Source organism: uncultured Neisseria sp. (genome assembly GCF_951230505.1).
Lineage (GTDB): Bacteria > Pseudomonadota > Gammaproteobacteria > Burkholderiales > Neisseriaceae > Neisseria.
Genome location: NZ_CATNVN010000004.1, coordinates 14514 through 33996, shown reverse-complemented (window position 1 = coordinate 33996; position 19483 = coordinate 14514). Strand labels below are relative to the sequence as shown.

The 19483-nt window shown below is 52.7% G+C and carries 14 protein-coding genes; 3 read left to right on the top strand and 11 right to left on the bottom strand.

Going from position 1 to position 19483, the window contains the following annotated elements:
* Window positions 1-521: 521 nt before the first annotated feature.
* Together prfB and truC are read right to left on the bottom strand one after the other, a co-directional pair.
* On the bottom strand, window positions 522-1625 hold the full coding sequence (gene prfB / locus Q1M25_RS00745; protein ID WP_003681666.1) for a peptide chain release factor 2: 1104 nt from the start codon (window positions 1623-1625) through the stop codon (window positions 522-524).
* A gap of 97 nt (window positions 1626-1722) precedes the next feature.
* Complete coding sequence (gene truC / locus Q1M25_RS00740) at window positions 1723-2439, bottom strand: tRNA pseudouridine(65) synthase TruC (RefSeq protein WP_300480625.1); 717 nt, start codon at window positions 2437-2439, stop codon at window positions 1723-1725.
* A gap of 140 nt (window positions 2440-2579) precedes the next feature.
* On the opposite strand from truC, the gene Q1M25_RS00735 reads away from it, so the two are divergent.
* Window positions 2580-3308, top strand: coding sequence for a TIGR00730 family Rossman fold protein (locus Q1M25_RS00735; RefSeq protein ID WP_003747857.1), 729 nt, complete (start codon window positions 2580-2582; stop codon window positions 3306-3308).
* Window positions 3309-3420: 112 nt separating this feature from the next.
* Here the strand turns inward: Q1M25_RS00735 and Q1M25_RS00730 are convergent, their stop codons facing one another.
* Both Q1M25_RS00730 and sstT read right to left on the bottom strand, forming a co-directional pair.
* Window positions 3421-5277 (bottom strand): ABC transporter ATP-binding protein, encoded by a 1857-nt coding sequence (locus tag Q1M25_RS00730; protein WP_300480623.1) that lies wholly within the window; start codon window positions 5275-5277, stop codon window positions 3421-3423.
* Between the two features lie 227 nt (window positions 5278-5504).
* Entirely contained in the window at window positions 5505-6728 is a 1224-nt protein-coding gene (gene sstT, locus Q1M25_RS00725) for a serine/threonine transporter SstT (RefSeq protein ID WP_300480620.1), read from the bottom strand.
* A 447-nt stretch (window positions 6729-7175) separates the two neighbouring features.
* On the opposite strand from sstT, the gene Q1M25_RS00720 reads away from it, so the two are divergent.
* Both Q1M25_RS00720 and Q1M25_RS00715 read left to right on the top strand, forming a co-directional pair.
* Window positions 7176-9017: an autotransporter assembly complex family protein gene (locus Q1M25_RS00720; protein ID WP_300480618.1), complete on the top strand. Its 1842-nt coding sequence runs from the start codon at window positions 7176-7178 to the stop codon at window positions 9015-9017.
* A gap of 80 nt (window positions 9018-9097) precedes the next feature.
* Window positions 9098-13246 (top strand): translocation/assembly module TamB domain-containing protein, encoded by a 4149-nt coding sequence (locus Q1M25_RS00715; RefSeq protein ID WP_300480616.1) that lies wholly within the window; start codon window positions 9098-9100, stop codon window positions 13244-13246.
* Between the two features lie 238 nt (window positions 13247-13484).
* On the opposite strand, the gene Q1M25_RS00710 is transcribed toward Q1M25_RS00715, so the two are convergent.
* The 7 genes from Q1M25_RS00710 to recQ form a co-directional block, all read right to left on the bottom strand.
* A complete protein-coding gene (locus tag Q1M25_RS00710; protein WP_141745160.1) occupies window positions 13485-13658 on the bottom strand; it encodes a zf-HC2 domain-containing protein in 174 nt (57 codons plus the stop codon).
* 12 nt (window positions 13659-13670) lie between these two features.
* Window positions 13671-14249, bottom strand: a complete 579-nt coding sequence (locus Q1M25_RS00705) for a sigma-70 family RNA polymerase sigma factor (protein WP_107857761.1) — start codon at window positions 14247-14249, stop codon at window positions 13671-13673.
* Window positions 14250-14391: 142 nt separating this feature from the next.
* Window positions 14392-15078: a DUF2063 domain-containing protein gene (locus Q1M25_RS00700; protein ID WP_300480612.1), complete on the bottom strand. Its 687-nt coding sequence runs from the start codon at window positions 15076-15078 to the stop codon at window positions 14392-14394.
* Entirely contained in the window at window positions 15068-15910 is an 843-nt protein-coding gene (locus Q1M25_RS00695) for a DUF692 family protein (protein WP_300480610.1), read from the bottom strand. The genes Q1M25_RS00700 and Q1M25_RS00695 overlap by 11 nt, the downstream gene beginning before the upstream one ends.
* Window positions 15911-15995: 85 nt before the next feature.
* Window positions 15996-16268, bottom strand: a complete 273-nt coding sequence (locus Q1M25_RS00690; RefSeq protein WP_049333024.1) for a hypothetical protein — start codon at window positions 16266-16268, stop codon at window positions 15996-15998.
* Between the two features lie 98 nt (window positions 16269-16366).
* A complete protein-coding gene (locus Q1M25_RS00685) occupies window positions 16367-16816 on the bottom strand; it encodes a DoxX family protein (protein ID WP_188208949.1) in 450 nt (149 codons plus the stop codon).
* Window positions 16817-17037: 221 nt separating this feature from the next.
* The gene (gene recQ, locus Q1M25_RS00680) at window positions 17038-19347 is read right to left on the bottom strand and encodes a DNA helicase RecQ (RefSeq protein WP_300480606.1); all 2310 of its coding nucleotides are present in this window, start codon (window positions 19345-19347) and stop codon (window positions 17038-17040) included.
* Between the last annotated feature and the right edge of the window lie 136 nt (window positions 19348-19483).

Sequence of the window (19483 nt, the reverse complement as noted above, 5' to 3'; positions counted from 1 at the left end):
TATGGAATAGGGTGGATAATTGCAAAGGATGGCCGAAGAAAGTTTTCTCGGCAGACGACAGCTTTTGGCCGGACATTATGAGTTCTCCTATATATTAGACAGGCTCAGGCTTCAGACGGCCTGTTATACCTACCGATCATTTTTATGGAAGCCATATATTACCGTCAATCTTTGCATTTGCAAAACATTAAAAAGCATATTTTTACAGAAAGATTAATATTTGCATTTAAAAAACTCAATAGCCACATAACAAGCCTATCGCGGCCATCCCCGTCATGCCCTACATATTTAAAAACCCATTAATTTTTAGATTTGCTATATTGTATTTTTCATGCGGCTGAAAACGGATATATTTACTGCGTTCGGTATTCCATTTAAGCTGATAAGACTTTATCTTATTCAAATAGATAAAACCTTTTCCGCTGGAAATATAAATCATCGCAGTGAATATAGTTACCGCCATATTCAACAACAAACAGGCCGTCTGAAATCTTTCAGACGGCCTGTTTATCTCTTACGGTTTACACACCTTGTTTCAGGCTGGCTTCGATGAAGCCGTCCAAATCGCCGTCCAATACGGCTTTGGTGTTGCCGACTTCATAGCCTGTACGCAAGTCTTTGATGCGTGAGGAGTCCAAAACGTATGAACGGATTTGGCTGCCCCAACCCACATCGGACTTGCCTTCTTCCAACGCCTGTTTCTCTTCGTTACGTTTGCGCATTTCCAATTCGTACAGTTTGGATTTCAACATTTCCATCGCGGCGGCTTTGTTGGCGTGTTGCGAACGGTCGTTTTGACATTGCACCACGATACCGGTCGGTTCGTGGGTAATACGCACGGCGGAGTCGGTTTTGTTAATGTGCTGACCGCCTGCACCGGATGCACGGTAAGTGTCGATACGCAAATCGGCAGGATTGATTTCGATTTCGATGGAATCGTCGATTTCGGGGTAAACGAACACGGACGAGAACGACGTGTGGCGTTTGTTATTGGAGTCAAACGGTGAATAGCGCACCAGGCGGTGAACGCCGGTTTCGGTACGCAGCAGGCCATAGGCGTATTCGCCTTCCACACGGATGGTGGCGCGGTTGATGCCCGCGATTTCGCCGTCGTCTTCTTCAAGGATTTCGATTTTGAAGCCTTTGCGCTCGGCGTAGCGGCTGTACATACGGAACAGCATACCCGCCCAGTCTTCCGCTTCGGTACCGCCCGCGCCTGCGGTAATGTCGATAAAGCAGTTGTTCGGGTCGGCTGGCTGGTTGAACATTCGTTTGAATTCGAGATCGGCCATTTGTTTTTCCAAACCGGCCACATCTTCCTGCACGGCGGCGAAACCTTCTTCGTCGTTTTCTTCGACGGCCATTTCAATCAGCATACGGTTGTCTTCGATGCCTGTGGCGATGTTGTCGAGGGTTACCACGATGCCTTCGAGGATTTTGCGCTCTTTGCCGATTTCTTGGGCGCGTTTGGGGTCGTTCCAGAGTTCCGGGTCTTCGGAGAGGCCGACGACTTCTTCAAGGCGGTCTTTTTTGCCTTGGTAGTCCATATAGACGCGGATGTCTTCGCTGCGCTTCTCCAAGTCGTTTAGGGTATTGTTAAGCTGGTTGATTACTTCGGCTTCCATGATTCTTGTGTTCTTTCAAAATTTTAGGGGCGTATTGTAAGGGATTTGCCTGTTTTTTTCCATGACCGGGCCGTCTGAAAATGTGCAGTTTGGGTTTTCAGACGGCCTCGGTTTTAAATTTTTCCAACCAAAGCCGCCAGTCGTTGTCTATCGGCGCTTGTACGGTCATCCGGCTGCCGTCTTCTATGCTTTGAAAACTGAGGCTTCGCGCATGCAACATCAGGCGTTGCGTGCCGATATGTTCGGCAACGGTATGGTTTTGGCGCAAATCGCCGTAGTTGGTGTCGCCGACGATGGGGTGGAAAATGTGTTTCATATGGCGGCGGAGTTGGTGTTTGCGACCGGAGTGCGGCGTAAGTTCGGCCCACGAATAACGCGAGGTCGGGTAACGCAGGGCGGATTGGAACGGCAACTCGGTTTGTGCCAGACAGCGGTAGGCGGTTTGCGCTTCCTGCAAAGTCGCTTCGGTCTGCGCTTCGGCAATTTTGTCGGGCATATATTTGAGGGCGTAATCAATCAGGCCGTCTGAAGGCAGATGACCGCGAACAATCGCCCAATAGGTTTTTTCGATGGTTTTGTTTTCAAACTGCTGCGTCAATAACCGTGCAGCTTCCGTATCGAGGGCAAACAGCAAGACGCCGGAAGTCGGGCGGTCGAGGCGGTGGACGGGATAGACGTGCTGCCCGATTTGGTCGCGCAGGGTCTGCACGGCAAAACGGGTTTCGTGTTTGTCTAACCAGCTTCGGTGCACCAGCATTCCGGCAGGTTTGTTGACGGCGATAGTGCGGCTGTCGCGGTGGATAATATCGAGCATGGCGGAGCAGTTGAATAAAAGCAGATATTGTAACGGGCTTTTGAAAATGTGGCAGGCACACTTGCCGCCGAAACCCAACTTTCAGACGGCCCGCCCCTTTCGGGTTACAATACTGCACATAAAAACTCGAAGGAAAAGCCGTGAGCCTGCTCAAAAAACTGCCCAAACCCATGCTGCCCGACGAAACACGCCGCGATATTCAGGCGCGCGAGTCGTATCATGTATTGAAGATTATTTCCGAATTTGTCGAAGCCGGCGAAGAATTGCGCGCCATTCAGCCAGCCGTCAGCATTTACGGCAGCGCGCGCACGCCTGAAAACCATCCCGACTACGCGTTCACATTGCGCTTGGCACGCAAGCTGTCGGATGCCGGATTTTCCGTGATTTCCGGCGGCGGGCCGGGCATTATGGAAGCAGCCAACAAAGGCGCGTTTGCAGGCGCAAGTCCGGCGGTGGGGTTGAATATCGTGTTGCCGCACGAGCAAAAAGCCAATCCGTATCAGGATTTGTCGATTAAATTCCAACACTTCTTCCCGCGCAAAGTCATGTTCGTCAAACACGCCGTGGCATATGTCGTCATGCCCGGCGGTTTCGGCACATTGGACGAATTGTTTGAAAGCCTGACTTTGGTGCAAACCGGTAAAACGCCCGACCGCCCGATTATCTTAGTGGGCAAAGCATTTTGGGCGGGACTGTTGGACTGGATACGCGAGCAGTTGCTGGGTAGAAACCTGATCTTGGAAGAGGATTTGAACCTGATCCGCGTCATCGACGACGAAGACGAAATCATTGAAGAAATCTTCGCCCATTACGAAAACCGCTTGGAAGATTTGTCCGAACACCAAAATGCTTGGTCGCTGGGACTGTAAACAACTAAGGTTTCAACTGAAAAAAGGCGGTTATCCCAGCTGCCCTTTGCTTCATTAATAAAGGGCCGTCTGAAAATGTTTTCAGACGGCCTTTTATCTTCTTTCAAAGCGTTTAATTGTTTTCCCACTCGACATGCTCACTCAAGAAGCCGCCGCTTTGGTGCGCCCAAAGTTTGGCGTACAGACCTTGTTTCTCGAGCAACTCGGTGTGGCTGCCTTCTTCGATGATGCGGCCTTTGTCCAAGACGATGAGGCGGTCCATCGCGGCGATGGTGGAGAGGCGGTGGGCGATGGCAATCACGGTTTTGCCCTCCATCATTTTGTCGAGGCTTTCTTGGATGGCGGCTTCGACTTCGGAGTCGAGCGCGCTGGTGGCTTCGTCAAGCAATAGAATTGGCGCGTCTTTGAGCATAACGCGGGCGATGGCGATACGTTGGCGCTGGCCGCCGGAAAGTTTCACGCCGCGTTCGCCAACGTGTGCATCATAGCCGCGTCGGCCTTTGGCATCGCTTAAGTTAGGAATAAAACCGGCTGCCTCGGCACGTTCGGCGGCGGAAATCATTTCGGCTTCGGTCGCATCGGGACGGCCGTAGATAATGTTGTCGCGGACGGAGCGATGCAGCAGGGAGGTATCTTGCGTCACCAAACCGATTTGGGCGCGCAGACTTTCTTGGGTAACGCTGTCCACGTTTTGGCCGTCGATCGAAATCGTGCCGCTTTGCGGTTCGTAAAAGCGCAGGAGCAGGTTGACGATGGTGGATTTACCCGCGCCGCTGCGACCGATCAAGCCGACTTTTTCGCCGGGTTTGATGTTCAGATTAAAGCCGTTGAGGAGTGGTTTGCCTGCTTCGTAGGAGAAATCGACGTGATCAAACTTGATTTCGCCCCGGGTGACTTTCAGCGGCAGGGCTTGCGGTTTGTCGAGGATGGTGTGGGGTTTGGACAGGGTGGCCATGCCGTCGTTGACGGTACCGATGTTTTCAAACAATCGGGCGGATTCCCACATGATGTATTGCGACAAACCGTTCACACGCAATGCCATGGCCGTGGCGGTGGCTACCGCGCCCACGCCGACTTGGCCGTGATACCAAAGCCAAATGCCCAAGGCGGTCGTACCGACGGTCAGCGAGCTGTTGACGATAAAGCTGCAAGTGTGCAGCAGCGTTGCCAAACGCATTTGGGCATGGACGGTTACCATAAACTCTTCCATCGACTGCTTGGCATAAGCGGCCTCGCGTGCGCCGTGTGAGAAAAGTTTGACAGTAGCGATATTGGAATAGGCGTCGGTAATGCGGCCGGTCATCAACGAGCGTGCATCAGCTTGGCGTGCAGCGGTTTTGCCGAGTTTGGGAATCAGGAAGCGCATAATCATCGCGAATCCAATCATCCAGCAGATAAACGGCACGATAAGCCAGGCATCGAATGAGGACAGAATCACGCCGGAAGTGATGAAGTACACCAGCACATACACAACCATATCGGCGACGGTCATCACGACATCGCGCAGCGCCAGCGCGGTTTGCATGACTTTGGCGGATACGCGTCCTGCAAATTCGTCCTGATAAAAGCCCAGGCTTTGACCCAGCATCAGGCGGTGGAAGTTCCAGCGCAGGCGCATGGGGAACACGCCTTGCAGGGTTTGCAGGCGCACACTGGACGCGAAAAAGGTCCAAACGGCAAAAAATGCCACCATGGCCATCATGCCGATTAAAGCACGGCCTTTTTCAACAAAAAGCGTTTGCGGCGTATACGTGCCGAGCCAGTCAACCACCTTGCCCATAAATTGGAACATCAAGGCTTCCATGATGCCGACGCCGACCGTAAACACGGCCAACACGGCAATCCATTTGCGCACGCCTTCAATGTTGCTCCAAATAAACCGCCACAACCCTTTTTCTGGCGTTTTCGGAGCGGCTTCTGGATAAGGGTCGATGCGGGACTCGAACCATGAGAATATTTTTTTAATCATTGTTTTTGCAAATGTGATAAGACGGTCAGGCCGTCTGAAAAGAGGTGTTCAAATACATTCAAGACTGTATTTTACGGGAAAAATCCAACTGATGACAGCGGATACCGTCAGGCCGACCAAACCAATCTATTGGCTTGACCATCTAAAAATCCCTTTTCTTTACATAAAACAAAGGCCGTCTGAAACTTTTCAGACGGCCTTTGCTGGATTTAGGTTGCCCTTAAAAATCACTCTTTACGTTGACGGCCCAAATCGGCAGCGGCAGTAAACAAAACGTCGGTGGAAGAGTTCAATGCAGTTTCTGCAGAGTCTTGAATCACGCCGATAATGAAGCCGACGGCAACCACCTGCATGGCCACATCGTTATCGATACCGAACAGGCTGCACGCCAAAGGAATCAGCAGCAACGAGCCACCGGCCACACCGGATGCACCGCACGCGCTGACAGTAGCCACCAGGCTCAACAGCAGGGCGGTGGCGAAGTCAACCGTAATGCCTTGCGTGTGCGCCGCAGCCATCGCCAAAACGGTAATGGTGATTGCCGCACCGGCCATATTGATGGTTGCACCCAATGGAATGGAGATAGAGTAAGTGTCTTCGTGCAGGCCCAGTTTTTTCGCCAATGCCATGTTCACAGGGATATTGGCGGCGGAAGAACGGGTAAAGAAGGCATACACGCCGCTTTCGCGCAGGCAGGTAAACACCAGCGGGAAAGGATTGCTGCGGATTTGCGTCCACACAATAATCGGATTGACCACCAAAGCGATAAACAGCATACAGCCAAGCAATACGGCCAACAGCTGCATATAACCGGCTAGCGCTTCAAAACCGGTTTCCGCAATGGTAGAGGACACCAAGCCGAAAATACCCAACGGCGCAAAACGGATAATCCACTTCACAACCGTCGAAACGGTATCGGCCAAGTCGGCCGCCACTTGGCGGGTCGTATCCGAACCGTGATGGCGCAAAGCCGCGCCCAATACCAAAGCCCAAGCCAAAATGCCGATATAGTTGGCATTGGCCAGCGCGTTAATCGGGTTGGCCACCAAATTCATCAGCAGCGTTTTCAACACTTCGATAATGCCGGAAGGCGGCGCAACGGATACATCGCCGGCCGTACGCAGAATCAGCGTGGTCGGGAATGCCATACTGGCGACAACCGCCACCACGGCCGCGGCAAACGTACCAAAAATATACAAAATCAAAATCGGTTTGATGTGGGCCTGATTGCCTTTTTGGTGTTGCGCAATGGCGGCAGTCACCAAAACGAATACCAAAATCGGTGCGATAGCCTTAAGCGCACCGACAAACAGGCTGCCCAGCAGTCCTGCGCTGATACCGACTTGCGGCGCAACTGCACCCACAAGAATACCTAAAACCAAGCCGATGGCGATTTGTACCACCAGGCTGACGCTGTTGATCGCGTTTAAAAGCGGATTGCCACTTGCCATATCCGTTCCTTCAATTTAAAGATATGTTAAAAAAGTCTTACATTCTAAAATAAAAAATCATTTGTCGGCGAGGTTTTCATGCACACCTCACAAAAACAGCATCAAAGTTTAGCATTTATGACACAGTTGGCACTTTATGCTAAAAATGCAGTCAAAACTGCTCAAACCCTACTTTAAAGTATGCCCATACTGTTGCCTTATCCCTCTGCATCTTGATTTCAGACGGCCTGAAATCTGCGCCATAAGGCCGCATACAAAGGCAACTTCATCAATCAAAATACAAAAACATAAATATTACAATCAGATAGAAACAAACCAAAATCCGCCCTTAAGTCGCCTTTTGCAACGTTATCGCGCTAAATTTCCGTTTACAACCATAGCCTGAAACCTTGCAGAAATAATGTTAAAATCCCCAAACTGAAGAATTGTCGCTGTCGAACACACATCATGACCAAACTGACCTACCCTGTTTTATTTGCATCATTGGCGCTCGCCTACGGACACGCGTTGGCAGTAGATACTTCCGTTCCCAAAGCGGAAGACTACGAGGCTGTTCCCGAATCCGAAATGCCCAAGCAGCCCAAAGACGACCAAACAGGCAAACTCAAGCCCAAATTCCCCGTCAAAATCGACACCCAAGACAGCGAAATCAAAGAAATGCTTGAAGAATACCTGCCGCTGATTACCCAGCAGCAGGACGAAGAGCTGGACAAAGAGCAGGTCGGCTTCCTCGCTGAAGAAGCACCCGACAACGTCAAAACCATGCTCCGGACCAAAGGCTATTTCAATAGCAACGTCAATATTCAAGACCACGGCGAAAGCTATACCGTCAACGTCACCCCCGGCCCGCGCACCAAAGTCGACAACGTCAGCGTGGCCATCCTCGGCGACGTATTGAATGACGACAACTTGGCCGAATACTACCAAAATGCGATGGAAAACTGGCAACAGCCAGTTGGCGAAAACTTCGACCAAGACGGCTGGAGTGCAAGTAAAACCTCCGTCCTCAGCGCGGTAACACGCAAAAAATACCCTTTGGCGAAACTCACTACCACCCAAGCCACCATCAATCCCAATACCCAAAAAGCCGATTTGAACGTCATCGTAGAGAGCAACCGCCCCATTTACTTTGGCGAGTTCCAAATTACCGGCACACGCCGCTACCCTGAGAGCGTGGTTTCCGGCATGGCGCGCTTCCAACCCGGTTCGCCTTACGACTTAGACAAAATCCTCGACCTGCAACAGGCGCTCGAGCAAAACGGCCACTATTCCGGCGCGTCCGTACAAGCCGACTTCGATCAACTGCAAGGCGACCGCGTTCCCGTCAAAATCAACGTGACCGAAGTCAAACGCCACAAACTGGAAACCGGTATCCGCTACGACTCCGAATACGGAATCGGCGGCCGCATCGCCTACGACTATTACAACCTCTTTAACAAAGGTTATATCGGTTCCATCGTTTGGGACATGGACAAATACGAAACCACGCTGGCCGCCGGTATCAGCCAACCGCGCAACAACCGCGGCAACTACTGGACAAGCAACGTTTCCTACAACCGCTCGACCACGCAAAACCTTGAAAAACGCGCCCTGACCAGCGGTATTTGGTATGTCCGCGACCGCAACAATATCGATGCCCGCTTCGGCCTCGAATTCATTACCGAAGACCGCAAAGTCCCCGACACCAGCTACGATTTGGGCCGAAGCCATGCCACCATGCTGACCGCCTCATGGAAACGGCAAAGCATCGAAACCGAGCTGCATCCTCAAAACGGCTACTACCTCGACGGCAAAATCGGCACGACTCTGGGCAAACTCCTCTCCTCCACCCAAATGGCACGCGCTACGGCACGGGCAGGCTATTTCTTCACACCTGAAAACAAAAAACTCGGTACGTTCATCGTACGCGGCCAGGCAGGCTACGTCTATGCCCGCGAAGGCGAAGAAGTGCCGTCCAGCCTGATGTTCCGCACCGGCGGCGCGACTTCCGTACGCGGTTACGAACTCGACAGCATCGGCTTGGCCGGCCCCAACGGCTCCGTCCTGCCGCAACGCGCCTTGGTGGTCGGCAGCCTCGAATATCAATTCCCGGTTACCAAAAGCTTCTCCGGCGCCATCTTCCACGATGTCGGCGATGCGGCAAGCAACTTCAAACACATGACCTTAAAACACGGTACCGGCTTGGGTGTGCGCTGGTTCAGCCCGGTTGCGCCGTTCTCTTTCGATATTGCCTACGGCCATCACGACAAGAAAATCCGCTGGCACATCAGCTTGGGCACAAGGTTTTAACAAACATACTCACCATCCATTCTTTCAGACGGTCTCAGCCATTTCAGGCCGTCTGAACAACAGACAAACAGAAAAATATCATGACCGATACTGCAAACACTTCCACGTCATCTGAACAACAGCCCACCCCGCCAAAGCGCAAAAAACGCCTGTTGCGCGGCTTTGTCCTGTCCGCCTTGGGCGTATTGACCGTTTCCGCCGGCGCGATCGGCTGGCTGGTCGGTACGGAATCGGGTTTGCGTTTCGGTTTGTACAAAATCCCGTCATGGTTCGGTGTCAAAATCTCCTCGGATACGCTGAAAGGTACGCTGATTGAAGGTTTTGAAGGCGACAAATGGTTGATTGAAACAGAAGGTGCAGATGTCAAAATCAGTAGCTTCCGCTTTGATTGGAAACCGTCCGAGCTGACCCGTCCGTCCTTGCACATTACCGAAGTCGTGGCCGGCGACATCGCCATCGTGACCAAACGCACGCCGCCTAAAGAAGAAGAGCCTTCAAAAGGCCTGCCCGACAGCATAGACCTGCCCGTTACCGCCTATCTCGACCGTTTGGAAACCGGCAAAATCAGCGTGGGCAAGCGTTTTGACAAGCAGACCGTCTATCTCGACCATCTGCACGCGGCCTATCATTACGACAAAAAAGAACACCGCCTCCACATCAAAACCGCCGATACGCCATGGAGCAGCTCGACAGGCGCGGTAGTGCTTGGTTTGAACAAACCCTACGTCCTCAATACCGCCATCTACACCAAAGGCCAGCTTGAGGGCGAAACCATACACGGCACGGTGCGCCTGTGGGGCAGCCTGCAAGACGTGTACACCGACCTGCTGCTCGACGGCGACAACGTTCATTTGTCTGCCAAATCCACCATCCACCCATTCGCCGACAGCCTCAACGAAACCGTCGGCGAAATCCTGGTTAAAGGTTCCAACATCAATCCGCAGGCCTTCCTGCCCACCCTGCCCAAAGCACGTCTGAATTTCGACGCCACCACCATTCCGTCCTTTACAGACGGCGTTGCGCTGGAAGGCTCGATAGACTTGGAAAACGACCAAGCCGGTTTTGCCGATGAAAATCAGATTCCTGTCAAACGCATCCTCGGCGAATTCATCGTCGACGACAAAGGCACGGTCATGATTGAAGACATCGGCGTCGGCCTGCTCAAAGACGGCAGCATCGACGTATCCGGCTCAATCGACACCGCCCAAGACCAGCTCAAACTCGCACTGGGCATCAACAATACCGGCGCAGACGACTTTGTGCGTCAAAACATCGCAGGCCGTCTGAACGGCAGTATCGACGTCAAAGGCGAAACCTCCTCCCCCGTTGTCAACTGGAATCTCGACAGCGGATTTGCGCGTACAGACGGCATGCTGTTTTTCCAAACCGACAAACAGCTCGGCCAGCGCACGCTCAAGCTCGACAAAGTCCGCCTGGTTCCGCAAAACGGCGGCGAACTCAACGCCAAAGGCTCGCTCGAACTCTTCAAAGACCGCAAACTGCAGCTGGACATCGTCAGCAAAGCCTTCAACCCTGCGCGCATCGATCCGCAGCTTCCGCAAGGCAGCGTCAACGGCAACATCAACTTGACCGGCATACTGGCGCAAGAGAAATTCGCCGGCAAAATGCAGTTCGCACCGAGTACGCTCAACGGCGTTCCGCTCAGCGGCAAAGCCGACGTCGCCTATGAAAACAAACACCTCACGCGCGCCCTGACCGACCTGACCCTCGGCAGCAACATCGTCAAAACCAACGGCAGCTTCGGCAAAAAAGGCGACCGCCTCAACCTCAACATTACCGCCCCCGATTTGTCGCGTTTCGGCTTCGGCTTGGGCGGCCTGCTCAACGCGCGCGGCTACATCTCCGGCAGTTTTTCAGACGGCCTCAAAACCCTTGAAGCCGATTTGAACGGCGAAGCGCGCAACTTCAAAGTCGCCGATACCGTCAACATCCGTACCCTCGACTTCAAGCTCAAAGGTTCGCCCGACACCAATCGTCCGTTGAGTGCCGATATTAAAGGCGAACACATCGCCGTATCCGGCGGCGCGGCCATGATTGACAACGTCAACCTGCTCATCAGCGGCACAGGCTCGCACCACCACATCCACGGCAACAGCAGCATGGCGGTGGACAGCAAACGCTACAAGCTCGACCTCGACGCCACCGGCGGCCTCAACAAAGACCAAACCCAATGGAAAGGCACGGTTGATACGCTCGACATCAACGGCGCGTTCAACCTCAAACTGCAAAACCGCCTCAACCTCGAAGCCGGCAGCGAACGCGTTTCCCTCAGCAGCGCACGCTGGGCGGCCATGGGTGGCAGCCTCAACCTGCAAAATTTCGTTTGGGACAAGAAAGCCGGCATTACCAGTAAAGGCAGCGCACAAAATCTGCACATTGCCGAATTGCACAACTTCTACACTCCGCCTATCGAACACAACCTCGTCTTGGGCGGCGACTGGGATTTGGCGTACAGTCAAAACGCGCGCGGCTTCCTCAACATCAACCGTCAAAGCGGCGACATCATTCTGCCGAGCAAAGACCCGAAAAACAAACAGCCTTTGGGACTTTCCGCGCTCGCCCTGCGCACCCGTTTCCAAAACGGCCGCATCGACAGTACGCTGGAAGGCAACACTCGCTTCGGCAAAGTTAACGGCACGCTCGGCATCGCGCAACAGTTTGGCAACAATATCAACAATGCCCCTGTCAGCGGCAAAGTCAATATCAGCGTTCCCGATTTGAGCTCGCTCAAATCCTTTATGCCGGCGACAGCCCAAGGCATTGCAGGCCGTCTGAACGCGACCGCCACCATCGGCGGCCGACTCGGTTCGCCTACCGTCAACAGCAACCTCGACCTCCAAACCAATTACGGCCGTGCCGACGGTACCGTCAACATCGGCCAAGGCACCAGCTTCGATACCGCCCCTCTGAGCGGCAAACTCAACCTGAACGTTGCCAACCTCGAAGTCTTCCGCAACTTCCTGCCCGTCGGCCAAACCCTCAAAGGCCGTCTGAACGCCGCCGTCAACTTGGCAGGCCGTCTGAACGATCCGCAACTGAGCGGCCTGATTAACGGCGACAACCTCTATTACCGCCATCAAACCCAAGGCCTGATTCTCGACAACGGCGTATTGCGTTCACGCCTGCAGGGTCAAAAATGGGTGATCGACAGCCTAAAATTCCACCGTGGCGGCACGATTGAGCTCAAAGGTGCGGTCAACCTTGCCAACGCCAACCCCGATGTCGACGTGGACATCGTCTTCGACAAATACCGCACCCTCTCGCGTCCAAACCGCCGACTGCAGCTCTCCGGCGCGGCCAAAGTCCTCTACAATCCGGGAAAAGGCGTATCGCTCAACGGCACGCTCAATACCGACTACGGTATGTTCGGTTCGCAAAAATCCTCCATGCCGACCCTCGACGATGATGTGGTTGTATTGGGCGAAACCCCAAAAGAAGCAACGGCCACCACGCCGATTAATATGAACCTTGTCTTGAATATCAACGACAATGTCCGTTTTGTCGGCTACGGCGCAGACGTTACCATCGGCGGCAAACTGGCCATCACGTCCCGTCCGGACGAAGCCGTACAAGGCGTTGGTACCGTGCGCGTTGTCAAAGGCCGCTACAAAGCCTACGGCCAAGACCTCGACATCACCAAAGGATCGGTTTCCTTTGTCGGCCCGCTGACTAATCCAAACCTCAACATCCGTGCCGAACGCCGCCTCTCCCCGGTCGGCGCTGGCGTCGAAGTCCTCGGCAGCCTCAATAATCCGCGCGTAACCTTGGTTGCCAAAGAAGCCATGAGTGAAAAAGACAAACTCTCCTGGCTCATCCTCAACCGTGCCAGTAGCGGCAGCGACGGTGACAACGCCACGCTCTCCGCGGCCGCCAGCGCGCTGCTTGCCGGCCAAGTCAACGACCGCATCGGCCTTGTGGATGATTTGGGCTTTACCAGCAAACGCAGCCGCAACGCCCAAACAGGCGAGCTCAACCCTGCCGAACAAGTCCTGACCGTCGGCAAACAGCTCACCAACAACCTCTACGCAGGTTATGAATACGGCATCTCCAGCGCCGAACAATCCGTCAAACTCGTGTACCAACTGACCCGCGCCATCCAAGCCGTTGCCCGCATCGGCACGCGCTCCTCCGGCGGCGAGTTGAAATACACCATCCGCTTTGACAACTGGTTCGGCAAAGACGAACCCGAGCCGGAAGAACAACACTAAAAGCCGTGAAAAAGGCCGTCTGAAATTCATCTTTCAGACGGCCTTTATCTTGTTCTACCGTATTAGAATCTTCAGCCATACTCAAAAAACAAAGGTCAACGGCGCAAGTTTAAAAATAAATGCAGCTAAAAAAGTGAACGGCAAACCATGGCTTATTCAAGGTTAGCGATAAATCAAGCAGATACAAAAAGGCCGTCTGAAACTGACAGGGGTAGGTTTCAGACGGCCTTTTTTTTAATCATCGAAATATCTTGTGCATGGCGTTGCTGATTAATTCGAGCTGTTTCTTATATTCGCGGCAACGGGGGCAGAGCGACAGGTGGACGGCAAGGGCAATGCGGTTAAAAAGACTGAGACGCACTTGGTCTTGCTGTTTGGAAATCAGATCAGTTATTTTGCGGCATTTTTTCATGGCGTTTTCCTCTCAGGCATGGGAGAACCATTTGATTTGCAGACACTGGCGCAAGGTTTCGCGCGCGCGGTGCATGATGGTGTGATAGTTGGCATGGCTGATGCCGCATTGCTCGCGGATTTCATCGCTTGAAAAACCGAGAATTTCTTTCATGGTAAACACGCGGGCGGTGTTTTCCGGTAGATGGTAGAGGCAGGTCTGCAAAACTTGGTAGAACTCTTTATTGTTCAAACTGGCTTCGGGCGAGTCCCAACCCTGAGGCTGTCCTTCGTCCGTCCAATGCCCGTCGGCGGCAAAATGTCCTTCAAAGGCTTCATCCAAGGCTTCCTCGTCGCGCGTGACGAAAACTTGGCGTTGCCGCCCGATTTGGCGCAGGCAGTCGGTAATTTTGTTTTTTAAGATTGCAAACAACCAGCTGCTCACTTGGGCGCCGCCTTTGAAACCCTCGGCCGCACGGTAGGCGGAAAGCATGGTTTCCTGTACGAGGTCCTCCGCCAAATCGGGGCGGTCGGGCAGCTGGATATGGGCAAAGCGCAGCAGCAGTTTACGGGATTCGGCAAGTTCGGCATCGGTCAGTTCGGGTAGGGCCATAATGTATCAGTATGAAAGGAATGATCAATATGCTTCTGATTTTACGCTGATACGGAAAGAGCATGCGATTGAATCTATAAACGATTTCAGTAGTATTTTTGTTTTACCGAAACCGACTGCGTCTGTTTCAGACGGCCTTGGTTTATGCCGCAACCAAAATGCCCTGTTCCAACCATTCCGTCCATTTTTGCCTTAATGCATCCTGCCAAGCGTTTTCAGACGGCATGAACTCTGCCAGCATGGTTTGCAGGCCGTTTAGGGAAGTGGGCGTCTCTGCCAGCGTTTCCAGCAATAAGGCGTCGAAATCGTCGAGCGTTTGATACATCACGTCGTCTTCCTTATCGCGCCACACCAAAACAGCGGTTTCCGCCTCCTGCAATTCGTCGGTCACGTCATACTGATAACGGCGCACAAAGGCGGCGGGAAAAAGGATGTAGGCCAAATCGTCTGAATCATCATGAACTGTTTGGCTATCGGTTTGAGCGGTTTCGGCGAGCAGCTGGGTGTGTTCAAAGTCCATCAATGCCAAGAGGTCGTCTGAAAGCGGCAGGCTTTGGCAATATCGGAGGAACTCGCCGGGGATTTCTTGAAAATAGGGGGTTTGGGCGCGCGCGTCGCGGACGAAACCTTCTTTCAGATGGCTCCATTCTTCGCTGTCAAAGTATTGCAGCGTTTCGGTATAACAGCGGTCGATAAAGCTGTGAATATTGTTGCGTATCAGGCGGATATAGACGTTCAGGCGCTCTTGCGGCAATCCGTCTGCGGCTTTGCCTTCGCGTATGGCTTGGGCAAAGCGGTGTTGGTATTGGGCGGAAGTTTCAGGCTGCACGGCGGTATTCCTTTCCGGCACGCGTTTGATATTCGGCAATTTTGGCGACTTCGGCTTCGAGTTCGGCAAAAGGCGGAAAATTGAAATCGCGTTCCAACAGGGTGGGCGGAATCGTCGGCAGTTTGGCATAGGCTAGTTCGAGCAAATCCCAAACAGTCGGCAATACTGCGGCGCCATGCGTATCAATCAATAATTCGGGTGTTTCCACACCATGCCCGGCAATATGGATATAGCACACGCGCCCTGCGTCCACATTTTCTAAAAAGGCTTCAGGCGACAACAGGCCGTGATTAACGGCGTTGACGTAAATATTGTTCACATCCAAATGAATACCGCAGTCGGCTTCACGGGCAACGGCATTGAGGAACTCAACCTCGTTCATTTCGGCAAGCGGAGAATGCAGGTAGTAGGAGGTGTTTTCCACGGCAATACGGCAGCCCAACCGATCCTGCACTTCGCGGATACGCCGCGCGGTATGTTGCACCATATCATCAGTGAAAGGCAGCGGCAACAAATCGTAAAGATGACCGCCGTCGTGGCAGTAGCTCAAATGGTCGGAGAAAAATGTGCAGTCATAACGGCGCATCATTTCTTTGATTCCGTCTATCAAATCGGTATCCAGCGGGGCTTGGCCGCCCAACGACATGGATAATCCGTGCAATGCCAGCGGCAGCCGTTCCGCCACGCGGTCAAACTGTTTACGCGCCCTGCCGCCCATTTTCAGCCAATTTTCGGGGGCGGCTTCGATAAAGCGTATCGGGCTGTCGTCTGAAAGCGAGAGGAAGTCTTCCGCCAAGTCGCGGCGGTAGCCCAAGCCTGCGTGTTGAATCATGGTGATGTCCTGTTATGATGCCGTATGAACGACAAAGTCGCATTTTTGTTTATAAAATGCGACTTTGTTAAAGGTATGTTCAGGATTATTTAGAACCGCATTTACCTTCGCCGCATTTGCCTTCTACTACTTTGGCAGCTTTGGCTTTAGATGCTTTGCCTTTTTTGGCGTGTGCTTTTTTCATGGCTGCGCCGCAAGAACCTTCACCGGCTTTGGCAGCCGCGCCGCAAGTACCTTCGGCAGCTTTAACAGTTTTCTCAACGGCCACGTCACTGGCAGCTTTATCAGCGGCAACAACACCGGCAGCCAAAGACAGGGACAGTGCACCGGCCAGAGCAGCAGCTACATTTTTTTTCATTTCAACTTCCTTTTTAAAATATGGGTTTTAAAACAAATCAAGGGATAATATCGGGCATTTAAAGTCGGCCCGCGACCATTAATCCTTAAAGATAATCCTTAAAGAAAATACTTGATGCGGCAACAGCGTTTCTTCAGCAGTGCATCCAAAGACAGACGGCCTGCGCCCTGCAATAGGACAGGAAATAAAACAACCAAATAAATCAGTGCCATTTTATAACCGTTGTCGCACACATTGTACCCTAAGCCGGCATGTACCGCAGACCATGCGACAGCCGTTACGACCATCAATCCCAGCGCGGACAGCCGCGTTGCCAAGCCAACGATGAGCAGTGCAGGCAAAACCAGTTCCGCCCACATCGCCAAATTCCAGTTGACCGTATCCGACAACAAATTGAATGGAAAGGGAAATTGGCTGTTGATATCTGCAAACCAGTTTTCCCCGTTCCATTTTTCCAAGCCGGATTCAAGAAATTCATACGCGGCAAAAAGCCTGAGTGCCAACAAGCCGAAAGCGGCCTGCCAAGAGGGATTGGATGGGGTGTTCATTTATTTTCCTAATCGATGTGTGTCGAATGGGATGGGACAGAAAATCCATCGGCACCATCCCATTTTTCATGCCTGTTTAGACGCGGCAGCTTTAAAAAACTGACAAAACAAATGAAGATATTTTCTTATTCATTGTTTTATAAAGATTAAAAATTCAAAAGGCCGTCTGAAACACCATGCTTGATTGGTTTCAGACGGCCTTTGATGATGATTGCAATCCATTAATCCGCTTGTTTGCACAATTCGACAATTTCTGCGCCGTATTTGTCGGTTTTTTCCTCATTCATGCCGTGGATTTCCGCCAACTCCGCCAAATCTTGCGGCCGTCGGGCGGCAATGGCGCGCAGGGTAACTTTGCTGCATATCTGATAGGCTTCGATGCCTTCATGGCGGGCAGTATCGATGTTCCACTGAAGCAGGCGGCGCATCAATCGGCGTTTGCGTTTGTCCTCTTCGCTCAGGCCGTCTGAAAACAGGCGGCAGATGTTTAAAATGCCCTCGCCGTATTGTTCGATGCGTTTTTCGCCGAGTTTATACACGCCTAAAAGGTCGATGGGTTCGGCTGGCGTATTGGTCAGCAAGTCGTCCATACTTTCGTTGGAGAATACCGTTCCCAGCGTTACTTGATCGGCACTTGCCTGCTGCTCGCGCCAAGTTTCCAAAGCCTGTTTTAAGACCTGTTCGCGCTCGTTCAAGCTGTGGATAACTTGTGCGCTGTCTGTGGAAACCGTACCGGCTTCGGCAGTTTCGCAAACGTCGAGTATCTCCAAACCGAATTTATTGATTTTCGCCTCGCCCAAGCCGTAGATTTGATGTAAATCCTCCAAACTTCGGGGCATTTTCTCGACAATATCGCGCAGGGTTTTGTCGCCGCAAACCACATAGGCAGGCACTTCCTCTGCCCGGGCGCGTTGTTGCCGCCATTGGCGCAATGCCTGCCACAAACGCTCTTCGCGCTCGGTACGCAACCAATCGTCTTTCGGCTTTTGGGTAGCCGTTTTTTCGCGGCGTAGGGGGCGCAACATGACTTCGGTTTCGCCCTTGAGGACTTTTTTTGCCGCTTCGGTCAGCTGCAGGGCTTGATGTTGCTCGACATTGACGGTGAGATAGCCCAGGCTGATGCACTGGCGGATGACACTGCGCCATTCCTTGTCGGTCTGTTCGCTACCGATGCCGAATGTGGATAACTTGTCATGGCCGTTGCGCTGTATCCAATCATCGCTTTTACCGCGTAAAAGGTTGGTGATGTAACCGGCGGCAAAACGTTGTCCGGCGCGGTACACGCAGCTGAGTAATTTTTGCACCAACACTGTGCCGTCAAACCGCACAGGCGGATGCAGGCAGTTGTCGCAATGGCCGCAAGGTTCGGATTCTTCGCCGAAATGTTTGAGCAGCAGTACGCGGCGGCAGGCGGCGGTTTCGCAGACGGAAAGCATGGCATCGAGTTTTTGCATTTCGATCTGCTTTTGCACCTCGTCGCTGTTGCCCTCGGCAATCCGTTCGCGCAGCAACACCCAATCGTTCAAGCCGTAACACAGCCAACTCACGGCAGGCAGCCCGTCCCGGCCGGCACGCCCCGATTCCTGATAGAAATGTTCGACACTCTGGGGCATATCGAGATGGGCGACAAAGCGCACGTCGGGTTTGTCTATGCCCATACCGAACGCCACGGTCGCCACCACAATAATATTGTCTTCATGCGTAAAGCGGCGTTGGTTTTCCTCGCGCACATCCATGCTCAAACCGGCATGATACGGAATCGCCTCCAAGCCGTTTTCACACAAAAACTGCGCCACATCCTCGACTTTTTTACGGCTTAGGCAATACACAATGCCGCTTTGCCCATGCATCTGCTTGCGGATGAAATCCAGCAATTGTTTTTTGCCATTGTTTTTCTCGATAACCTGATAATAAATATTCGGGCGGTCAAAGCTGGAGATAAATTCGGGCGCATTGTCCAAGTGCAGATAATGCTTGATGTCGGCGCGCGTGGCCGCATCGGCGGTAGCGGTCAGGGCGATGCGCGGGACGTTCGGATAGCGTTCGGCAAGCATGCCGAGCTGTTGATATTCAGGGCGGAAATCGTGTCCCCATTGGCTGACGCAATGCGCCTCATCAATGGCAAACAGGCTGACGGTTTGTTGGTCGAGAAAACGTAAAAAGCGGTCGGTAACCAAGCGTTCCGGAGCGACATAAAGCAGTTTCAGACGGCCTTGGGCAAGCTTGTCGGCAATCTCGCGCGCCTCATCTGCCGATGTACTGCTGTTGACTGCCGCCGCTTCAATCCCGGCCACATGCAGACTGGCCACTTGGTCGTTCATCAACGCAATCAGTGGCGATACGACAACCGCCACACCTTCGCGCATCAGCGCCGGAATCTGGTAACACAAAGACTTGCCCCCGCCCGTCGGCATCAGCACCATCAAACTCTCGCCGCCGGCCAAAGCATTGACGATAGCCTCCTGCTTGCCACGAAATTCGGGATAACCGAATACTTCGTGCAAAATCTGTTTGGCGGTCGGCTGAGGCATAATGGTTCCGTAGAATAGGGGAAAGCGTTATTTTAACGGTTTTACACCCGCGTATGTGCGGAACATTTTGCCGCCGCTTTTTCAGACGGCCTGAAATTCAATTCTATTAAATTTATTTAATTTTAAATAAAGATTT